At 70.6% G+C, this 17,890-nt stretch carries 21 protein-coding genes; 13 read left to right on the top strand and 8 right to left on the bottom strand.

Annotation, left to right across the window (positions count from 1 at the left end; genetic code table 11):
* Nucleotides 1-9 precede the first annotated feature (9 nt).
* The 11 genes from BMX97_RS33620 (at nt 10) to ugpA (ending at nt 10,830) form a co-directional block, all read left to right on the top strand.
* Nucleotides 10-159, top strand: a complete 150-nt coding sequence (locus BMX97_RS33620) for a transposase family protein (protein WP_143074551.1) — start codon at nt 10-12, stop codon at nt 157-159.
* Nucleotides 156-512: an ISAs1 family transposase gene (locus tag BMX97_RS10455; RefSeq protein ID WP_143074600.1), complete on the top strand. Its 357-nt coding sequence runs from the start codon at nt 156-158 to the stop codon at nt 510-512. Before BMX97_RS33620 ends, BMX97_RS10455 begins: the two co-directional genes overlap by 4 nt.
* 336 nt (nt 513-848) lie before the next feature.
* Nucleotides 849-1,001 (top strand): hypothetical protein, encoded by a 153-nt coding sequence (locus BMX97_RS34335; RefSeq protein WP_348273119.1) that lies wholly within the window; start codon nt 849-851, stop codon nt 999-1,001.
* Nucleotides 1,002-1,050: 49 nt separating this feature from the next.
* Complete coding sequence (locus BMX97_RS10445) at nt 1,051-1,602, top strand: Uma2 family endonuclease (protein ID WP_244538372.1); 552 nt, start codon at nt 1,051-1,053, stop codon at nt 1,600-1,602.
* A 70-nt stretch (nt 1,603-1,672) separates the two neighbouring features.
* Entirely contained in the window at nt 1,673-2,674 is a 1,002-nt protein-coding gene (locus BMX97_RS10440) for an adenosine kinase (RefSeq protein WP_091749119.1), read from the top strand.
* A 169-nt stretch (nt 2,675-2,843) separates the two neighbouring features.
* A complete protein-coding gene (ugpE, locus tag BMX97_RS10435) occupies nt 2,844-3,686 on the top strand; it encodes a sn-glycerol-3-phosphate ABC transporter permease UgpE (RefSeq protein ID WP_091749116.1) in 843 nt (280 codons plus the stop codon).
* Between the two features lie 274 nt (nt 3,687-3,960).
* A complete protein-coding gene (locus BMX97_RS10430) occupies nt 3,961-5,013 on the top strand; it encodes an ABC transporter ATP-binding protein (protein ID WP_091749113.1) in 1,053 nt (350 codons plus the stop codon).
* A 123-nt stretch (nt 5,014-5,136) separates the two neighbouring features.
* Nucleotides 5,137-6,309 (top strand): CaiB/BaiF CoA transferase family protein, encoded by a 1,173-nt coding sequence (locus BMX97_RS10425; RefSeq protein WP_091749110.1) that lies wholly within the window; start codon nt 5,137-5,139, stop codon nt 6,307-6,309.
* Between the two features lie 250 nt (nt 6,310-6,559).
* Nucleotides 6,560-8,236, top strand: a complete 1,677-nt coding sequence (locus tag BMX97_RS10420) for a thiamine pyrophosphate-binding protein (RefSeq protein ID WP_091749107.1) — start codon at nt 6,560-6,562, stop codon at nt 8,234-8,236.
* 385 nt (nt 8,237-8,621) lie between these two features.
* Nucleotides 8,622-9,941 carry a sn-glycerol-3-phosphate ABC transporter substrate-binding protein UgpB gene (gene ugpB / locus BMX97_RS10415; protein ID WP_091749104.1) on the top strand — a complete coding sequence of 440 codons (1,320 nt, stop codon included), beginning with the start codon at nt 8,622-8,624 and terminating at the stop codon, nt 9,939-9,941.
* A gap of 4 nt (nt 9,942-9,945) precedes the next feature.
* Nucleotides 9,946-10,830, top strand: a complete 885-nt coding sequence (gene ugpA, locus BMX97_RS10410; protein ID WP_091749101.1) for a sn-glycerol-3-phosphate ABC transporter permease UgpA — start codon at nt 9,946-9,948, stop codon at nt 10,828-10,830.
* A 195-nt stretch (nt 10,831-11,025) separates the two neighbouring features.
* Here ugpA and BMX97_RS10405 read toward each other — a convergent pair whose 3' ends face one another.
* The 4 genes from BMX97_RS10405 to BMX97_RS10390 form a co-directional block, all read right to left on the bottom strand.
* Nucleotides 11,026-11,256 carry a hypothetical protein gene (locus BMX97_RS10405; RefSeq protein ID WP_091749098.1) on the bottom strand — a complete coding sequence of 77 codons (231 nt, stop codon included), beginning with the start codon at nt 11,254-11,256 and terminating at the stop codon, nt 11,026-11,028.
* Nucleotides 11,257-11,318: 62 nt separating this feature from the next.
* A complete protein-coding gene (locus BMX97_RS10400) occupies nt 11,319-11,549 on the bottom strand; it encodes a hypothetical protein (RefSeq protein WP_091749096.1) in 231 nt (76 codons plus the stop codon).
* A gap of 11 nt (nt 11,550-11,560) precedes the next feature.
* Complete coding sequence (locus BMX97_RS10395) at nt 11,561-12,217, bottom strand: acyl-homoserine-lactone synthase (protein ID WP_060849791.1); 657 nt, start codon at nt 12,215-12,217, stop codon at nt 11,561-11,563.
* Nucleotides 12,218-12,324: 107 nt separating this feature from the next.
* Nucleotides 12,325-13,062 carry a LuxR family transcriptional regulator gene (locus BMX97_RS10390; RefSeq protein WP_091749093.1) on the bottom strand — a complete coding sequence of 246 codons (738 nt, stop codon included), beginning with the start codon at nt 13,060-13,062 and terminating at the stop codon, nt 12,325-12,327.
* 211 nt (nt 13,063-13,273) lie between these two features.
* On the opposite strand from BMX97_RS10390, the gene purS reads away from it, so the two are divergent.
* Nucleotides 13,274-13,516 (top strand): phosphoribosylformylglycinamidine synthase subunit PurS, encoded by a 243-nt coding sequence (gene purS / locus BMX97_RS10385; RefSeq protein ID WP_060850814.1) that lies wholly within the window; start codon nt 13,274-13,276, stop codon nt 13,514-13,516.
* Complete coding sequence (gene purQ / locus BMX97_RS10380; protein WP_091749089.1) at nt 13,513-14,199, top strand: phosphoribosylformylglycinamidine synthase subunit PurQ; 687 nt, start codon at nt 13,513-13,515, stop codon at nt 14,197-14,199. The genes purS and purQ overlap by 4 nt, the downstream gene beginning before the upstream one ends.
* 234 nt (nt 14,200-14,433) lie before the next feature.
* Here purQ and BMX97_RS10375 read toward each other — a convergent pair whose 3' ends face one another.
* The 4 genes from BMX97_RS10375 to BMX97_RS10360 form a co-directional block, all read right to left on the bottom strand.
* Nucleotides 14,434-14,979, bottom strand: a complete 546-nt coding sequence (locus tag BMX97_RS10375) for an adenine phosphoribosyltransferase (protein WP_060849788.1) — start codon at nt 14,977-14,979, stop codon at nt 14,434-14,436.
* 68 nt (nt 14,980-15,047) lie between these two features.
* Nucleotides 15,048-15,842: an inositol monophosphatase family protein gene (locus BMX97_RS10370; protein ID WP_060849787.1), complete on the bottom strand. Its 795-nt coding sequence runs from the start codon at nt 15,840-15,842 to the stop codon at nt 15,048-15,050.
* Nucleotides 15,843-16,049: 207 nt separating this feature from the next.
* The gene (locus BMX97_RS10365; RefSeq protein WP_091749086.1) at nt 16,050-17,105 is read right to left on the bottom strand and encodes a tetratricopeptide repeat protein; all 1,056 of its coding nucleotides are present in this window, start codon (nt 17,103-17,105) and stop codon (nt 16,050-16,052) included.
* A gap of 2 nt (nt 17,106-17,107) precedes the next feature.
* The gene (locus BMX97_RS10360) at nt 17,108-17,821 is read right to left on the bottom strand and encodes a thiamine phosphate synthase (RefSeq protein ID WP_091749083.1); all 714 of its coding nucleotides are present in this window, start codon (nt 17,819-17,821) and stop codon (nt 17,108-17,110) included.
* Nucleotides 17,822-17,890 lie beyond the last annotated feature (69 nt).

Here is a 17,890-nt window from a genome sequence, read left to right as displayed (position 1 = left end):
GAGCGAGCGATGGACGAGGCGAGCGAGCCGGGAGTCGCCATGTTGGAGGCGACGGTGTTCGTCGATCCTTTCGCGGACCTGCCCGACCCGCGCCAGCCCGGCAAAGTCGCCTATCGCCTGGACGAGGTTCTGTTCAGCGCCACGCTTGGCCGGGGCTGAAAAGCCTCATCGTCGTCGACCGCACCCGTGATACGAGCACCCGTGACGCGGCAACCAGGATCGAGCGTGAGACCCGCTGCTACCTGACCTCGTCACCGCTCGGCGCCGACCGCCTCGTGCCTGCCATCCGGCAGCACCGGGCGATCGAGAACGGCCTGCACTGGATCCTCGACGTCGCCTTCCACGACGATCAATCGCGCATCCGCACCGCTCATGCTCCGGAGAACATGAAGACGGTCCGCCACATCGCGGTGACCGTGGCAGCCCGCAAAAAGCGCAAGGACTCCATGCGCCTCGCCCGCAAAACCGCAGGCTGGGACGACGACTATCTCGTCAGGCTCGTTGCCCCATGACACTTCACCCGATCGCCCTGGATGTCGACGTGTTCCTCGCCTGGAGCGTGACGGTTCCGGGCCGTCACGAACTCGTCGACGGCGAGGTCTTCGCGATGGCGCCGGAGCGGGCGCGTCACGCCCGGATCAAGGTCGCCGTCCGGTCCGCCCTCGATCGCGGCCTGCGAGATGCTGCCGGGCGGCGTGACCGTCCGCGTCGACGCCCATACCGCGTACGAGCCGGATGCGCTCCTCACTTGAGGCCCCCGGATGGACCCCGACGCGGTCGCGGCGCCCCCGCCGGTGATCGTGGTCGAGGTGCCGTCGCCGGGTACATCCTGCTGCCGAGCGTCGTGCATGGATCTGCTGGTCGATCCGCGGCGCCCCGGCCTGATCCATCATCGCCGCGCCGGCGCGGCGATCGAGACCCGGATCGTGAGCGAGGGGAGCCTTTCGCTCGACCCGCCCGGGATCGTGCTCGCCGTGGACGATCTCTTCGGCGCGCGCTGACCGGCGTGCTATGATGCCGGTGCAAGGAGCCATCGACAGGTTCGACGCGATGAAGCCGCATCCGCAGACGCACATGAATGTGGACGAGTACCTCGCCTGGAGCGAGGCGAATCCCGGACGATACGAGCTCGTGCAGGGCGAGGTCTTCTCGATGGCGGCCGAGCGCGCACGGCATGCGGATACACGCGTCGCCGTTTTCGACGCTCTGCGTGGTGCCATACGCGCCGCCGGCATCACATGCCGGGCGATGCCGGACGGAATGACCGTCCGCATCAACGCCCACACCGCCTACGAGCCGGATGCTTTGATCTATTGCGGGCCGCGCATCGACCCCGATGCGATCGAGGTGAAGAATCCGGTCATCGTCGTCGAGGTCCTGTCTCCCAGCACCCGCCGGATCGATGCGAGCGAGAAGCTCGTCGGCTACTTCAAGGTGCCGAGCGTCCACCACTACCTGATGGTCGATCCCGATCGCCGTACGGTCGTCCACCACCGCCGTACCGGCGACGGGATCGACACCGCCTTCGTGCAGGACGGAACGCTGAGGCTCGACCCGCCGGGCCTCGAACTCTCCGTCCCGGCCCTGTTCGAGGAGCCATGAACCCGCGCGCTTGACCCTCCCGGCGGCGAATGCGACAGGCGCGACAACGTCTTCCCGCGCGAGCCCCTGCATGACCGCCTCCCTCGACCTCCTCGTCCTCGGCAACGCCATCGTCGACGTGATGGCCCGCACCGACGAGGCCTTCCTGGTGCGCGAGGGCGTGCACAAGGGCGCGATGCAGCTCATCGACGAGGCGCGAGCCGAGCACCTGTTCCAGGTGATGGGCCAGGCCACGGTCATCTCGGGCGGCTCGGGCGCCAACACGGCGGTGGGCGCGGCGCTCCTCGGCGCGCGGGCAGGCTTCGTCGGCAAGGTGCGCGACGACGAGCTCGGCCGCCTCTTCGCCCACGACCTCACCGCCACCGGCGTCCGCTTCGACGTCACCCCGGCGAGCGAGGGCCCGGCGACGGCCCGCTGTTTCGTGCTGGTGACGCCGGACGGCGAGCGCACCATGAATACCTATCTCGGCGCCTGCCAGGGCCTCTCGGCCGCGGACGTCGACGAAGAGACGGTGAAGAGCGCCCGCCACGTCTACCTCGAGGGCTACCTGTGGGACCCGCCGGCCGCCAAGGAGGCGTTCCGCAAGGCGGCGAAGATCGCGCACGGCGCCGGCAACAAGGTGGCGCTCACCCTGTCGGACGCGTTCTGCGTCGACCGGTACCGCGACGAGTTCCTGGGCCTCATCCGCGACGGCAGCCTCGACATCCTGTTCGCCAACATCCACGAGCTGAAGAGCCTGTACCAGACCGCAGACGCCGACACGGCTTTGGCGGCGCTCCGTGCGGAAAAGGGCCTCCTCGGCGTCGTCACCCGCTCGGAGGACGGCGCGCTGGTGGTCTCCGGGACCGAGACCAAGTCCGTGCCGGCCTCGCCGGTGCGCGAGGTGGTCGACACCACCGGCGCCGGCGACCTGTTCGCGGCGGGCTTCCTCGCCGGCCTCGCCCGCGGGCTCGACCACGCCGATTGCGCCCGCCTCGGCGCGGTCGCGGCGGCGGAGATCATCTCGCATCTCGGCGCCCGGCCGCAGGGAGACCTCAAGGCGCTCGCCGCCCAGGCCGGCCTGAAGCTCTGACGGACGGCGGCGCTTCCGTCAGAGCTTGACCGATGCTAAGCCGGCTTCGCAACGATGCCCGCCGGTGCGGCAACGACAGCCGGCGGCGCATCGCGCTCCCGGCCGTCGCACGCCCGTCACGCGCGTGCGGCACCGGAACCCAAGAAACCATCCGCCAGGGAGCGGCCCGTTGGTCGAGAACCGCCGCTTCGGCAACCTGATCCCGCACCTCGTGCTCTGCCTCGGGGTCGGGATCGTGGTCTTTCCGGTCTACCTCGCGCTGATCGGCTCGACGCACGACGCCGCCACCATCGCCAACGGCCAGATGCCTCTCTGGCCAGGCTCGCACGGGTTCGAGACCTACCGGCGCGCGCTCACCGAATCCGGCATGGCCGGCGCGCCGGTCGGGCTGATGCTGGTCAACAGCACGATCATGGCGCTCGCCATCGCGCTCGGCAAGATCTCGATCTCGCTGCTCTCGGCCTACGCACTGATCTACTTCAAGTTTCCTTTTCGGCAGACCGCCTTCTGGGCGATCTTCGTCACCCTGATGCTGCCGGTCGAGGTGCGCATCTACCCGACCTACAAGGTCGCGGCCGACCTCCAGCTCCTCGACACCTACGCGGGCCTCGCCCTGCCGCTGATCGCCTCGGCGACCGCGACCCTGCTGTTTCGCCAGTTCTTCCTCACGGTGCCGAACGAGCTCGTCGAGGCCTCCCGCATCGACGGGGCCGGGCCGGTGCGGTTCTTCCTCGACACCCTGCTGCCGCTCTCGCGCACCACGATGGCGGCCCTGTTCGTGATCCAGTTCCTGTACGGCTGGAACCAGTACCTCTGGCCGCTGCTGGTCACCACCCGCGACGACATGCAGACGGTGGTGATCGGCCTGCGCAAGATGACCTCGATCACCGACCAGCTCACCGAGTGGCAGATCGTGATGGCGACCGCCGTGCTGGCGATGCTGCCGCCGGTCGTGGTGGTGTTCGCGATGCAGAAGCTGTTCGTGCGCGGCCTGGTGGAGACCGAGAAGTGATGTCTGTCCTCAGCCGCGATACACGACATTGGCGCAGAAATCGCAGCGATCAGCCTTTTCCCACCCGCGACCTCATCCTGAGGTGTCAGCCCATCAATGATGGACCGACCTCGAAGGAGGGCTCCAGGATTAGCGAGACTTCTGGAGCCCTCCTTCGAGGTCAGCCGATCTACGATCGGCTAACACCTCAGGATGAGGTTGTGGGCAGGAACGGCTGCGGACGCCGCCAGAAAGTCGTGCCGTATCCCGTGGTCTTCAATATCGGGTGCCTCTGATGGCCGGCCTCGCCCTCGACCAACTCCGAAAAACCTATTCCGGCGGCGTCGACGCGGTGCGCGGCGTCTCCCTCGACGTGCCGGACGGCGCCTTCTGCGTCCTCGTCGGTCCCTCGGGCTGCGGCAAGTCCACGGTGCTGCGGATGATCGCCGGCCTCGAGACCGTGACCTCGGGGGCGATCACCATCGGCGGACGCGTCGTCAACGACGTCGAGCCGGCCGACCGCGACATCGCGATGGTGTTCCAGAACTACGCGCTCTATCCCCACATGCGCGTCTACGACAACCTCGCCTACGGGTTGCGCAACCGCGGCACGCCGAAGGCCGAGATCGAGACACGGGTGACGGACGCCGCGCGGCTGCTCGGCCTCGAGGCGATGCTGACGCGCTATCCGCGCCAGCTCTCGGGCGGCCAGCGCCAGCGCGTCGCCATGGGGCGGGCGATCGTGCGCAAGCCCCAGGTCTTCCTGTTCGACGAGCCCTTGTCGAACCTCGACGCCAAGCTCCGGGTGCAGATGCGGGTCGAGATCCGCCGCTTGCAGCGCCAGCTCGGCGTCACCACGGTCTACGTCACCCACGACCAGGTCGAGGCGATGACCATGGCCGACCGGCTGGTGGTGATGAACGGCGGCCAGATCGAGCAGGTCGGCACCCCGATCGAGATCTACCGCCGCCCCGCCACCCGCTACGTCGCGACCTTCATGGGCTCGCCGCCGATGAACATTCTGTCCGCCGAGGCCGTGGACGGCGGCGTGCGGATCGACGGGACGGTGATCCCGGCGGCCGGCCTGACGCCCGGCACCGCCGTCGAGGCCGGCATCCGGCCCGAGGACCTGCGGATCGCCGAGGACGGGCTGCCGTTCCGGGTCGCCTTCGTCGAGGAGCTCGGCGCCACGCGCCTGCTGCACGGGCCGCTCGCCGGCACCGACGTGGCGGTGCAGGTGCCCGCCGGCTCCGCCACGCAGGAGGGCGACACGGTGCGGCTCGCGATCGACGCGAGTGCGCTCCACCTGTTCGACCCCGCCACCGGGCGGCGGCTGGCGCAGGGCTGACCGGAGGCCGGCGGGCGTTCCCGGCGGCCGGGCCGCGTCGTATGCAAGCGTGACGGGGTCCCGGGTCGGGGTCCCGGCGCCATCCCGCAAACGGGAGGCGCGTCGTTGGGAGGCGTTCTTTCCGTGCACAAACCCCTCGCCGGCATCAAGGTGCTCGAACTCGCCCGCATCCTGGCCGGTCCCTGGATCGGGCAGCTCCTGGCGGATCTCGGCGCCGACGTGGTCAAGGTCGAGCGGCCGGTCGTCGGCGACGACACCCGGACCTGGGGCCCGCCCTTCGTCGAGGGCGCCGACGGCGAAACGCTCTCGGCCTCGTATTTCCACTCGACGAACCGCGGCAAGCGCTCGGTCGCGGCCGATTTCGAGACCGAAGAGGGCCAGGCCGTGGTGCGCAAGCTCGCCGCCCACGCCGACGTGGTGATCGAAAACTTCAAGGTCGGCGGCCTGAAGAAGTACGGCCTCGACCACGAAGCCCTGAGCGCCCTCAACCCGCGGCTGATCACCTGCTCTGTCACGGGCTTCGGCCAGGACGGCCCCTACGCGCCCCGCGCCGGCTACGACTTCATGGTCCAGGGGCTGGGCGGGATCATGTCGCTCACCGGCGAGCCCGAGGGCGAGCCGGTCAAGACCGCGGTCGCCTTCGCGGACGTGTTCACCGGCGTCTACGGCACGGTGGCGATCCTCGCCGCGCTCCAGGGCCGGCACGCGACGGGGAAGGGCTGCCACATCGACATGGCGCTCCTCGACACGCAGGTCTCGGTGCTCGGCAACCAGGCCCTGGTCTATCTCGTCTCCGGGATGCTGCCGCCCCGGATGGGCAACGAGCATACCAGCATTGTGCCCTACCAGGTCTTCCCGACGTCGGACGGCCACATCATCGTCGCCTGCGGCAACGACGGACAGTTCCAGAAATTCTGCGGCGTGCTCGGCACCACCTGGCACCTCGACCCGGACTATTCCACCAATCCGGGCCGGGTAACGCGGCGCGACGTGCTGATCCCGCTCATCGCGGCCGAGACCGGCCGCCACACCAAGGCCGACCTCCTGGCGCGGCTCGGCGCCGTCAACGTGCCGGTCGGCCCGATCAACGACCTCGCCGAGGTCTTCTCCGATCCCCAGGTGGTCCATCGCGGGATGCGCCTCGACCTCCCCGATCCGCGCGCCAAGGGCGGCACGATCCCGAGCGTGCGCTCGCCGATCGTCATCGACGGCGTGCCGATGGCGGCCGCGACCGCCTCGCCGCAGGTGGGGGATCATACGCAGAGCGTGCTGGCCGATCCGGCCTGGGGCGGGTGACGCGGATCGATCCAAGGCAAGCATTACGCGCAAGTCTTTTCTCTCCCACCCTCGACCTCATCCTGAGGTGTTAGCCGATCAGAGATCGGCTAACCTCGAAGGAGGACTCCCGGGATCGCGAAGCCTTCTGGAGCCCTCCTTCGAGGTCAGTCCATCTCTGATGGACTGACACCTCAGGATGAGGTTGCGAACCGGATAGACCGTGAGAAGCCCTTAATCAGGGCCTGAGAGACCACCGGAGGACACACCCATGACCGACGCCCCCCGCCCCCGCACCGGCGGGCAGATCCTGGTGGACCAGCTCGCCCGCCACGGCGTCGGCGACATCTTCTGCGTCCCCGGCGAGAGCTACCTCGCGGTGCTCGACGCGCTGCACGACGCGCAGATCCGCCTCACCGTCTGCCGGCAGGAGGGCGGCGCCGCCATGATGGCGGAGGCGCACGGCAAGCTCACGGGCAAGCCCGGCATCTGCTTCGTCACCCGCGGTCCCGGCGCCACCAACGCCTCGCCCGGCCTGCACATCGCGAAGCAGGATTCGACTCCGATGATCCTGTTCGTCGGCCAGATCGAGCGGGCGGCCCGCGAGCGCGAGGCTTTCCAGGAACTCGACTACCGGGCGGTGTTCGGCACCATGGCGAAGTGGGTGACGGAGATCGACAGCGCCGAGCGCATCCCCGAGCTGATCGCCCGCGCCTTCCACGTCGCCACCGCCGGCCGGCCCGGCCCGGTGGTGATTGCGCTGCCCGAGGACATGCTGGTCGAGACCGCGACCGTCCCGGATGCCCCCGCCTTCCGGCCGGTCGAGACCCATCCGGCGCTGGCCCAGATGGTCGCCCTGCAGAACCTGCTGGGGCAGGCGCAAAAACCCTTCGCGATCCTCGGCGGCAGCCGCTGGTCGGCGGAGGCCGTGCGGCGCGTCTCGCGCTTTGCCGACCTGTTCTCGCTTCCCGTCGCCTGCTCGTTCCGGCGCCAGGGCCATTTCTCGGCCGATCACCGCTGCTACGCCGGGGATCTCGGGCTGGGCGTCAACCCGAAGCTGCTGGCCCGGATCAAGGAGGCCGACCTCCTGCTCGTCGTCGGCGGGCGGCTGTCGGAGATCCCCTCGCAGGGCTACACGCTCCTCGACATTCCGGGACCGCGCCAGACCCTCGTCCACGTCCACCCGGACCCGGAAGAACTCGGCCGCGTCTACAGCCCGGCGCTCGCCATCAACGCGAGCCCGACCGCCTTCGCGGCGGCGATCGAGACGGTGCAGCCGCCCCGCGCCCTGCCCTGGGCCGCCGGCACGGACGACCTGCATGCCGACTACCTCGCCTGGAGCGATCCCACCCGGATCACCACCCCCGGCACGCTCCAGATGGGCGGCGTGATGGCGGTCTTACGCGAGGCGCTGCCGGCCGACGCGATCCTGTGCAACGGCGCGGGCAACTTCGCGACCTGGGTCCACCGCTTCTGGCCGTTCCGGTCGCATGACGGCCAGCTCGCCCCGACCTCGGGCTCGATGGGCTACGGGGTGCCCGCCGCCATCGGCGCCAAGCGCCTGCTGCCCGAGCGCACCGTGGTCGTCGTCTCGGGCGACGGCGATTTCCTGATGAACGGGCAGGAATTCGCCACCGCCGTGCAGTACGGGCTGCCGGTGATCGTCATCCTGGTCGACAACGGCATGTACGGCACGATCCGGATGCACCAGGAGCGCGAATATCCCGGCCGCGTCTCCGGCACCGCGCTGAAGAACCCCGATTTCGCCGCCTACGCCACGGCCTTCGGCGGCTACGGCGAGCGGGTCGAGCGCACCGAGGACTTTCCCGCGGCCCTGGCGCGGGCCCTCGCCTCCGGCCTGCCGGCGATCCTGCACTGCCCGACCGACCCCGAGGCGATTACCCCGACGACGACGATCCAGGCGTTGCGGGACCGGAAGCGGCCGTAGTCATCCGAGGCTGTTCATCTCTCTCGACAACCCTGCAAACCTCGATGTCATCCCGGGGCCGCGAAGCGGAACCCGGGATCCATCACCGCCGACAGTCCAAGATGAAGCGGAACGCGCGCCCCCGAGTTCTCCCCCGTCAGCGGTTATGGATCCCGGGTTCTCGGCTTCGCCGAGCCCCGGGATGACCCGGAGGGTTTCAATTCCGGCCGTGGGATCACGCCGACCAGACAACCTCCCTTGTCCCCCGGTCGCGGCTGTGCTTAGCCAGCTACTAACAAGCTGCCCGCCGCTGGAGACGGTGCGGACCGCGTCACCCCCGGCGCCTGTCGTCGGAGTGTCACGCGGGCCCCGCATGAGGGGCCGCACACGAGGAGACGACAACCCGATGGCCCCCACCCCGACCATCCGCATCGCGCTCGCCGGCTTAGGCCTGGCGCTGGCCACCACCCCGGCGCTCGCCGTGACCGAGCTGCAATGGTGGCACGCGATGACGGGCGCCAACAACGACGCCGTCAACCGCCTCGCCGACGAGTTCAACGCGAGCCAGAGCGACTACAAGGTGGTGCCGACCTACAAGGGCAATTACGGCGAGACGCTGAATGCCGGCATCGCCGCGTTCCGCGCCGGCACCGCGCCGCACATCATGCAGGTGTTCGAGGTCGGCACCGCCACGATGATGTCGGCCAAGGGCGCGGTGAAGCCGGTCTACCAGCTGATGAAGGACGCCGGCGAGCCGTTCGACGCGAACGCCTACCTGCCGGCGATCACCGGCTACTACTCGACGACCAAGGGCGAGATGCTCTCGTTCCCGTTCAACTCGTCGTCGATGGTGATGTGGGCCAACCTCGACGCCCTGAAGGCGATCGGCCTCTCCGAGCCGCCGAAGACCTGGCCGGACCTGTTCGCGGCGGCCAAGAAGCTGACGCAGAACGGCTTCCCGAATTGCGGCTTCTCGACCACCTGGGTCACCTGGCTCAACATCGAGCAGCTCTCGGCCTGGCACAACGTGCCGGTGGCCACCAAGGCCAACGGCATGGACGGGCTCGACACCACGCTCGAGATCAACGGCCCGCTCCAGGTCAAGCATCTCGGCAACCTCGCCGAGGCGCAGAAGGACAAGAGCTTCGACTATTCCGGCCGCTACGACAGCGGCTTCGGCCGCTTCACCGCCGGCGAGTGCCCGATCATGTTCGGCTCGTCGGGCTCCTACGGCAACGTCAAGGGCGCGGCGAAGTTCGCCTGGGCCTCGGCGCCGATGCCCTACTATCCCGACGTGCCGGGCGCGCCGCAGAACAGCATCATCGGCGGCGCCTCGCTGTGGGTGATGGGCGGCAAGAAGCCCGACGAGTACAAGGGCGTGGCGAAGTTCTTCACCTTCCTGTCGGACACCGACCGGCAGGCGAAGCTGCACCAGACCACCGGCTACATGCCGATCACCAAGGCGGCCTACGAGAAGTCGAAGGCGGACGGCTTCTACGACAAGAACCCGGCCCTCGAGACGCCGATCAAGGAGCTGACCAACAAGCCGCCGACCGAGAACTCCCGCGGCCTGCGTCTCGGCAACCTGCCGCAGATGCGCGACATGTGGGCCGAGGAGATCGAGGCGACGCTGGCCGGCAAGAAGACGGCGAAGCAAGCCCTCGACGAGGCGGCGACCCGCGGCAACGCGATGCTGCGCCAGTTCGAGAAGCAGGCCGGACGGTAACAGCATGGGTCCCGAGCGCGTCACCTTCGGAGGCCGGCTGCTGCCGGCGGCGCTGATCACGCCGCAGCTCCTCATCGTCGGCTTGTTCTTCTACTGGCCGGCGGTGCAGGCGGTCTGGCAGTCGTTCCAGATGCAGGACGCGTTCGGGCTCTCGACCGAGTTCGTCTGGTTCGAGAACTACCGGGCCCTGTTCACGGACCCGGCCTATTACCAGGCTCTCGTCACCACGCTGGTCTTCGCCGCGGCGGTGGCGGGGCTTTCCCTCGGCTTCGCGCTGCTCCTCGCCACGATGGCGGACCGGGAGATCCGGGGCTCGGGCATCTACCGGACCCTGCTGATCTGGCCCTACGCGGTGGCGCCGGCGGTGGCGGGCGTGCTGTTCGGCTTCCTGTTCCAGCCCGGCCTCGGGCTGATCGCCCGGGGTCTCAACCAGATCGGCATCCCGTGGAACCCGCTGCTCGACGGGAACCACGCGATGATCCTGGTGGTGATGGCGGCGGCCTGGAAGCAGGTCTCCTACAACTTCCTGTTCTTCCTCGCCGGCCTCCAGGCGATCCCCGGCAGCGTGATCGAGGCGGCGGCGATCGACGGCGCCGGCCCGGCCCGGCGGTTCTGGACCATCATCTTCCCGCTGCTGTCGCCGACCACGTTCTTCCTGATGGTGGTCAACGTCGTCTACGCCTTCTGCGAGACGTTCGGCGTCATCGACGTGCTCACCCATGGTGGCCCCGGCCGGGCGACCCAGACGCTGGTCTACAAGGTCTACCAGGACGGCCGCATCGGCGCCGACCTCGGCGGCTCGGCGGCGCAGTCGGTGGTGCTGATGGCGATCGTGATCGGGCTCACCGCGATCCAGTTCCGCTACGTCGAGAAGCGGGTGGCGTACTGATACGGTTTCCGGACGATTACTACCGGAAACCGCATGACGCCGCCGCGAGGACGGCGCGGCGCCCTCGATCGGACGCACGACGATCCGGACAAAAAAGGCGCGACGGCGCCCGGCTCCCGTACGGGGGCGGGGCGCCGCGCGCCTTCTCGTCCGTCCGGCGCTCCTCGCGGCGGGACGGCCGAAAGTCGCGGCCGTTCAGGACGACATCGCCCGCTCGGGCTCGCCCTCCTCGATGAAGCCGAGCTCGTCGAACAGCGCCGTGGCGGCGCGGATCATCGCCTGCACGGAGGGCAGGTCGCGGATCTGCGGGCTCGCGGTGTGCTGCAGGTCGAGAATGCCGGCGGCCAGGCGCAGGGCCTGGATCTCGGCCCGGGCGGCCTGGGACATGTCGGAATGCGGGGCGGAGGCGTGGATCGCGAGGGCCATGATGCGTGCCTGGTCGTGGGGAGATGAGAATCGGGGAGCGGGTGCGGGAAGCGCGCCGGAGGTCATGACCAAGGCTCCTCCGCGGCGTGGAGCGCGGTGGGCGGATAGGTCCGTCCGACATAGCCGAGCGCGAGCCGGAGCAGGTCGAGGACGACCTGGTCCTCGCAGGCGACGGCATGCCGGTAGGCCTCGATCAGGTGCTCGGCCATCCGGTCGGCCGGGGCGCGCGACACGGCCGGCAGGTGCAGGGCCCGGAGCGGGATCGAGGCGCGGGTGTCGTCGTGGTACGGCATCGCGGTTCCCCTCAGGCGGCCAGGCCGCGGCCGGCGCGGGTGCGGTCGGGCGGCGGCGGGGTACGGGCGAGGACCGAGGCGACGATGCCGTAGGCCGCCCGGGTCTCCCGCAGGGCCTCCTCGCTCATCGCGATCGAGACCGCGCAGAGCGACACGCCCTCGCACGCCACGGGCAGGCCGAGGGGCCGCGGCCGCCAGCCGATCTCGGCGAGTTGCGGGATCCAGTAGGTCTCGACGACGAGGCTCAGGTACGGGATGCCCTGCTCGAGGCAGTGCTCGATCATGCCCGCCGAGACGATGCCGGCGGCCCGCGACAGCGGCCGCTCCTCGCGGTAGCGCGTGGAGGAGAAGAGCCGAGTGCATTCCCAGGTGCCGGGCTCGCGCGGGAGGCCGCGGATGTCGGCGAGGTGCGGGAAGACCGCGTTCAGGAGGGTCGGGCCGTCGGAGGGCAGGAGCCGGGTGCCGCCCGCCACCCGGCCGTCGCCGTCGATGGCCAGGAGGTAGCGGGTGGCCTCGGTGTCGAACCGGTCGCGCCCGGCGGCGTCGACGCTGCGCAGCGCCCGGCAGCGGCCTTCCTCGAAGGCGGCGCGGCGCAGCGCATGGTGCTGCGCCAGGGCGTCCGCGTAGGCCCCGCGGCTCGTCCGGTCGATGGCATGGAGGCGGATCATGCGCTGACGTCCCTCGGTCCGGCGCCATAAGGCCAGAGGAGGACGCCCCGCGGTATCCCGGAAAACCGGGAGGGTAGCCGCCGATCGCGTGGATTTCTGCCGTTTCCCTAGAGGGTGATCTCCCGCAGCCGCAGGGCCTCGATCACCGTGTGGGTGGTGTTGCGGGTGCCGATCTTGGTGCGGGCGTTGCGCAGGTAGGTGGAAACGGTCTCGACCGAGACGCCGAGGAAGTCGGCGGTCTCCTCCTGGGTGCGCCCCTGCGCGGCGCAGGACAGCACGTCCCGCTCGCGCGCGCTCAGGAGCCGACCGCCCGGCTTGCGCCGGCGGGCCGTGGTGCGGGCCGCGGCCGACCAGGCGTAGAGCCCGAGGAGGTGGACCGCGCGCCGGACCCGCGGCGTCATCTCGACCCGCTCGCCGGCGAGCGAGATCCCGCCCTGGAAGCCGTGGGCGTCGTGGATCGGGACGCAGTAGCCCGCGCCCATGCCGTGCTCGCGCGCCTCCTCCATCACCCGGCGGGCCTGCGGGGCGGTGTCGGGATCGAGGGGCGCCTCGTTCCAGGAGAACGGCTCGGTGGTGCGGAAGCAGTGCCGCACCACGGGATCGTAACGGTAATGTCCGACCCGGTCGTAATGCGCGAGCCAGCCCTCGGGCCAGACGCTCAGCAGCAGGTTGGGGCCGATCCGCTCGCTCGGCTGCGGCAGCCGGGTGATGGCGAAGTAGGAGAAGCCGCAGCGGGCGACGAGGTCGAAGATCGTCTTCTGCACGTCCAGGGGGTCCGACAGGCCGTCGAGGCCGTCGATCAGGTCGAACGATTGACGAATGAACGCGTCGTCGGCGTCCGACATGTTCCACCCCTGACCGCGGCGCCGCCCCGGTGCGGCGCCGACCCGCCCGTGCCGCGGTACCCGGTATCCCAGGCAGTATTAGAATCCTACCAGCAAAGATCAATCCGCGCCGGCGCGGCTGCCGTGGACGCCGCCCCGGCGTTGCCTCGGCGCACGTTCCGCACTATCGGGAGCCAGACAAAAGCCCTCCCCGTTGCCGAAGGTCTGGCCGATGAAAGCGCGCGTCACCGTCACCCTGAAGAACGGCGTCCTGGATCCCCAGGGCAAGGCGATCGAGGGGGCGCTGCGCTCGCTCGGGATCACCGGCATCGCCGGCGTGCGCCAGGGCAAGTTCTTCGAGGTCGAGGTCGACGCCGCCGACGAGGCGAGCGCCGAGGCCACCGTGAAGGCCGCCTGCGACCGGCTGCTCGCCAACACCGTGGTCGAGAACTACCGCGTCGAGATCGCCCGATGAAGGCCGCAATCGTCGTCTTCCCGGGCTCCAACCGCGAGCGGGACGTCGCCCGGGCCCTGCGCCTCGCCGGCGCCGAGGTGACCACCGTCTGGCACACCGAGACCGAGCTGCCCGCCGGCACCGACCTCGCGGTCCTGCCCGGCGGCTTCTCCTACGGCGACTACCTGCGCTGCGGCGCCATCGCGGGACGCGCCCATGCCATGGACGCGGTGCGGGCCCACGCCGCCCGCGGCGGGCTGGTGCTCGGCATCTGCAACGGCTTCCAGATCCTGTGCGAGTCCGGCCTCCTGCCGGGCGTGCTGATGCGCAATGTCGGCCGGCGCTTCATCTGCCACCGCCAGACCCTGCGGGTGGAGCGCGCCGACACCGCCTTCACCAGGGCCTACGCCCAGAACGAGGTGATCGACGTCTGCGTCGCCCACGGCGAGGGCAACTACTTCGCCGACCCCGAGACCCTGGCGCGCCTCGAGGGCGAGGGCCGGGTGGCGTTCCGTTACTGCGACGCGGCCGGGGAGCTCACGGTGGAGGCCAACCGCAACGGCTCCCTCAACTCGATCGCGGGGATCTACTCCGACACCCGCAACGTGCTCGGGATGATGCCGCACCCGGAGAACTTCGTCGAAGGGCTCGTCGGCGGCACCGACGGGCGCGGCCTGTTCGAGAGCCTGGCCAAGGCGGCCTGAGGGGAGCTTCTCGGCTTCCCCCCATCCATCCCACTCTCGACCTCATCCTGAGGTGCCCACGCAGTGGGCCTGGAAGGAGGGCTCCAGAAATCGCAGCGACATCTGGAGCCCTCCTTCGAGGTCAATCGATCTTCGATCGCGGGCGATTTGCGATCGACTGACACCTCAGGATGAGGTGGCAGGGTGGGATGAAAGGTGATGATGGGGGCGGGCCGAGAGGCCCGCCTTTTTTCGTCAGTGCCCGTCGAACTCGATCAGGGTCCGCACCGGCAGGTCGAGGGCGCGCAGGCGGTCGGCGCCGCCGAGCTCCGGCAGGTCGATGACGAAGCAGGCCGCCACCACCTCGGCGCCGATCCGGCGCAGGAGCTCGACCGCCGCCGTGGCGGTGCCGCCGGTGGCGATCAGGTCGTCGACGAGGATCACCCGGTCGCCGGGCTTCACCGCGTCGGAATGGATCTCCATCTCGTCGGTACCGTATTCCAGCGCGTAGGCGATCGACACGGTGGTGTGAGGGAGCTTGCCCTTCTTGCGGATCGGCACGAAGCCCGAGGAGAGCTGGTGGGCGATGGCGCCGCCGAGGATGAAGCCCCGCGCCTCGATGCCGGCGACCTGATCGATCCGGCCGCCCGCGTAAGGGTGCACCAGCTCGTCCACCGCGCGCCGGAAGGCACGGGCATCGCCGAGCAGGGTGGTGATGTCGCGAAACACGATGCCGGGCTTCGGATAGTCCGGGATCGAGCGGATCGCGTCCTTGAGGGCGGACGTGGTGCGCGGGTCCATGCGGAGACCTTTTTCGTGAAATGTCGGCGAAGGTCCGGACCGGCAGGAAGCCGGCCCGGCGGGCGGGGTCAGCCGCCGACCTTGCGCAGGATGGCGACGAGCTCGCGCTGCAGCACCTCGTTGCCGCAGGCGACCGAGCCGGCGGTCATCGGGTCGGCGCCGCCGTCGGCGCTGCTGGCGAAACCGCCCGCCTCGCGCACCAGGAGCAGGCCGGCGGCCATGTCCCAGGTCTTGATGTCGCGCTCCCAGTAGACGTCGGCCCGGCCGCAGGCCACCGCCGCGAGGTCGAGGGCGGCCGAGCCGGTCTGGCGCACGCCGCCGGTCACCGCCATCACGGCCGCGAGCTCCTTGAGCAGGCGCGGATGGCTGCCGCGGCCGAGATAGGGCGAGCCGTAGAGCGCCAGGCTGTCGGCGAGGTCCTGCCGGCCGGCGACCCGCAGGCGCTTGTTGTTGAGGAAGGCACCCTTGCCGCGCTCGGCGAGGTAGAGCTCGTCCTTGATCGGCTCGTAGATCACCGCGGCGACGATCGTGCCCTCGCGCTCGAGGCCGACCGAGATGCAGAAATGCGGCACGCCGTGCAGGAAGTTGGTGGTGCCGTCGAGGGGGTCGACGTGCCAGGTATGGGTCTTGTCCTGGCCCTCGATGACCCCGCTCTCCTCCATGATCAGGCCGTAGCCCGGCCGCGCCTTCATCAGCGCCTCGCGCAGGGTCGCCTCGGCCTTGCGGTCGGCCGCGGTGACGAAGTCGCCCGGGCCCTTTCGCGAGACCTGCAGGTTCTCGATCTCGCCGAAATCGCGCTTGAGCCCGCGCGCCGCCTTGCGCACGGCATCGACCATCACGGTCATCAGGGGGGAGACGATCATCGGGAGGCGGCTCCCGGAATGCGGGTCGGGGTCATGGGCGAAGTCCTTTGGGGCGGGCGCTGGCGCCCGCGTCGGATGAAAACGGCAAGAGCGCGCGTCCGCGGGGGGGCGGGGCGCTTGGCTGGTGATTGGCTCTAGAGCATCGGCACGAGGCGAGGAAACCACTTTTCGGGCGATGCGGGGCTGGTGCGCGCCGGCAGGCCCCGCTCACGGCCCCGCCCGGTCCGCCGCCAGCCGCTCGGCGCGGGCCTTCTCCTCCGCGCTGAGTCCGGACACCGCCTGGGTCAGCCAGGCATCCGAGAGCCCCTGCGCCCGGGCGGCCATGTCCCAGGCCGCGGCCTCGACGAGGTTCTTCGGGACGCCGCGGCCGCTGGCATAGAGCCGGGCGACGCGGTTCTGGGCCACGGCGTTGCCCCGGAAGGCGGCGTGGCGGAAGTAGCGGGCGGCGCGGGCCTCGTCCTTCGCCACGCCCTCGCCGTTGAACAGCAGGATCGAGTACTCGACCTCGCCGGGCAAATCGCCGTTGTCGGCGGCGCGGCGGAACCAGTCCGCCGCCTTGGCGGTGTCCTTCGGCATCCCGCGTCCCTGGAGGTGGAGGACGCCCAGCGCGTGCTGGGCCGGGGCCAGTTCCTGGTGGGCGGCCTGGCGCAGCAGGTCGGCGGCCCGGGTCAGGTCGGCGGGCACGCCGGTGCCGAGCAGGATCAGGGCGAGGTTGTAGCTCGCCGTCGCATCGGCCCGGGCGGCGGCCTTCTCCAGGAGGGCGCGGCCGGCGGCCTGGTCCTTCGCAACGCCGCGGCCCTCGATCTGCATCATGCCGAGCGTCGCCGCGGCGTGGGGATCGCCGAGATTGGCCGCGAGCCGGTACCATTCGGCGGCGCGGGCGGGATCCTGGCGCACCCCCAGACCCTGGCTGTAGAGTTCCGCCAGCAGGGTCATGGCGGGAAAGTCGGTCTTGTTGGCCTCGAGCCGCTTCGTCGCCTCCTTGAAGGCCGTGACGTAGAAGCCGCGCTGGTAGGCGCCGTAGGCGAGGTCGGCGTTCGGGTCCTTCGACGGCGCCGGCGGCAGCGAGGCCGCGCCCGGCAGGGTCTTGTTGGGCGCGCCGAAGGTCTGGCTGCCGAGCGGGGACACCCCGGGCTGGACCGGCAGCACGCCGCCCGGCAGGGCCGTGCCGGCGGCCGGCGGGGTCGCGGGCGTTGGCCTGGCCGCGGCCGGTCCGGCGGCGAGGGCGACGGCGAGACCGAGCGCGAGGCGGGTGGAGCGCATCCTCACCCCTCCCCGGCCGGGCGGTCCTGGATCATCCGCTGCACCTCGGCGACCGCGGCCTCGCCCCCCTCCCCGGCCCACAGGACCGGATCGAGGCCGATGAACTCCGCCCCCGTGGCGAGGAGGTCCGGCACCGCCGCGAGGTCGCGGGCGAGCGCGATGCAGGGCGTCTCGAAGATCTCGACCCACCAGGTCAGCCGCGCCACGAGGTCGTCGTGGGCGAGCTTGCCCTCGTCGCCGAACAGGACGTAGTCGGCGCCGGCCTCGCCCGCTTCCATGGCGGCGTGCTTGGTGCGCAGGCGCCCGACCCCGAGGATGCGGCCGTCGCGCAGGCGCTCGCGGAGCGCGCGCAGCGGGCTGTCGCCGTCCTCCTCCTCGTCCTCCTCGCCGTCGGCCTCGGCGGGGATGTCCGCCTCCGCCCGGTCCTCCGCGCCGTGATTGGCCGGGACGTGGACGCCGTCGGCGCCGCTGCGGGAGGCCACGGTGGCGAGATCGATGCCGCCGCCGCCGGCCAGCACCAGGGCGGCGCCGGCCTCCTGCACCGCGGGCGCCACCGCCTTGACGGCGTTGACGAGCGCCCGCTCCTCGCCGGGCGGCAGGCGCAGGATCACCGCGGCGACGTCGCCGGCCGCGACCGCGCGCGCCAGGCGCTGGCCGAGGTCCGGGCCGGCCTCGGGGGCGGTGAGGAGGATCAGGCGGGTCTGGGGATCGGCCATCTTCAGTCTGTCGCGAGGGGTCGGGACGGGGGTGTCGAAAACGCGCGGGGCGGACGGCCCGCCGGCCGC

Source organism: Methylobacterium sp. ap11 (assembly GCF_900110515.1).
Taxonomy (GTDB): domain Bacteria; phylum Pseudomonadota; class Alphaproteobacteria; order Rhizobiales; family Beijerinckiaceae; genus Methylobacterium; species Methylobacterium ajmalii.
The sequence above is the reverse complement of the archived record's forward strand: the minus strand, read 5'-3'. Positions and strand labels throughout refer to the sequence as shown.

Bases quoted from the DNA above. Each gene is read 5' to 3' on its own strand.
- BMX97_RS34335 (WP_348273119.1), top strand. From the start codon at position 849: ATGGATCTGCTGGTCGATCCGCGGCGCCCCGGCCTGATCCATCATCGC.
- BMX97_RS10370 (WP_060849787.1), bottom strand. From the start codon at position 15,842: ATGATCGTCTCCCCCCTGATGACCGTGATGGTCGATGCCGTGCGCAAG.
- purQ (WP_091749089.1), top strand. From the start codon at position 13,513: ATGAAGGCCGCAATCGTCGTCTTCCCGGGCTCCAACCGCGAGCGGGAC.
- BMX97_RS10365 (WP_091749086.1), bottom strand. From the start codon at position 17,105: ATGCGCTCCACCCGCCTCGCGCTCGGTCTCGCCGTCGCCCTCGCCGCC.
- purS (WP_060850814.1), top strand. From the start codon at position 13,274: ATGAAAGCGCGCGTCACCGTCACCCTGAAGAACGGCGTCCTGGATCCC.
- BMX97_RS10375 (WP_060849788.1), bottom strand. From the start codon at position 14,979: ATGGACCCGCGCACCACGTCCGCCCTCAAGGACGCGATCCGCTCGATC.
- BMX97_RS10395 (WP_060849791.1), bottom strand. From the start codon at position 12,217: ATGATCCGCCTCCATGCCATCGACCGGACGAGCCGCGGGGCCTACGCG.
- ugpB (WP_091749104.1), top strand. From the start codon at position 8,622: ATGGCCCCCACCCCGACCATCCGCATCGCGCTCGCCGGCTTAGGCCTG.
- BMX97_RS10390 (WP_091749093.1), bottom strand. From the start codon at position 13,062: ATGTCGGACGCCGACGACGCGTTCATTCGTCAATCGTTCGACCTGATC.
- BMX97_RS10445 (WP_244538372.1), top strand. From the start codon at position 1,051: ATGAAGCCGCATCCGCAGACGCACATGAATGTGGACGAGTACCTCGCC.
- ugpA (WP_091749101.1), top strand. From the start codon at position 9,946: ATGGGTCCCGAGCGCGTCACCTTCGGAGGCCGGCTGCTGCCGGCGGCG.
- BMX97_RS10405 (WP_091749098.1), bottom strand. From the start codon at position 11,256: ATGGCCCTCGCGATCCACGCCTCCGCCCCGCATTCCGACATGTCCCAG.
- BMX97_RS10420 (WP_091749107.1), top strand. From the start codon at position 6,560: ATGACCGACGCCCCCCGCCCCCGCACCGGCGGGCAGATCCTGGTGGAC.
- BMX97_RS10430 (WP_091749113.1), top strand. From the start codon at position 3,961: ATGGCCGGCCTCGCCCTCGACCAACTCCGAAAAACCTATTCCGGCGGC.
- BMX97_RS10440 (WP_091749119.1), top strand. From the start codon at position 1,673: ATGACCGCCTCCCTCGACCTCCTCGTCCTCGGCAACGCCATCGTCGAC.
- BMX97_RS33620 (WP_143074551.1), top strand. From the start codon at position 10: ATGGACGAGGCGAGCGAGCCGGGAGTCGCCATGTTGGAGGCGACGGTG.
- BMX97_RS10360 (WP_091749083.1), bottom strand. From the start codon at position 17,821: ATGGCCGATCCCCAGACCCGCCTGATCCTCCTCACCGCCCCCGAGGCC.
- BMX97_RS10400 (WP_091749096.1), bottom strand. From the start codon at position 11,549: ATGCCGTACCACGACGACACCCGCGCCTCGATCCCGCTCCGGGCCCTG.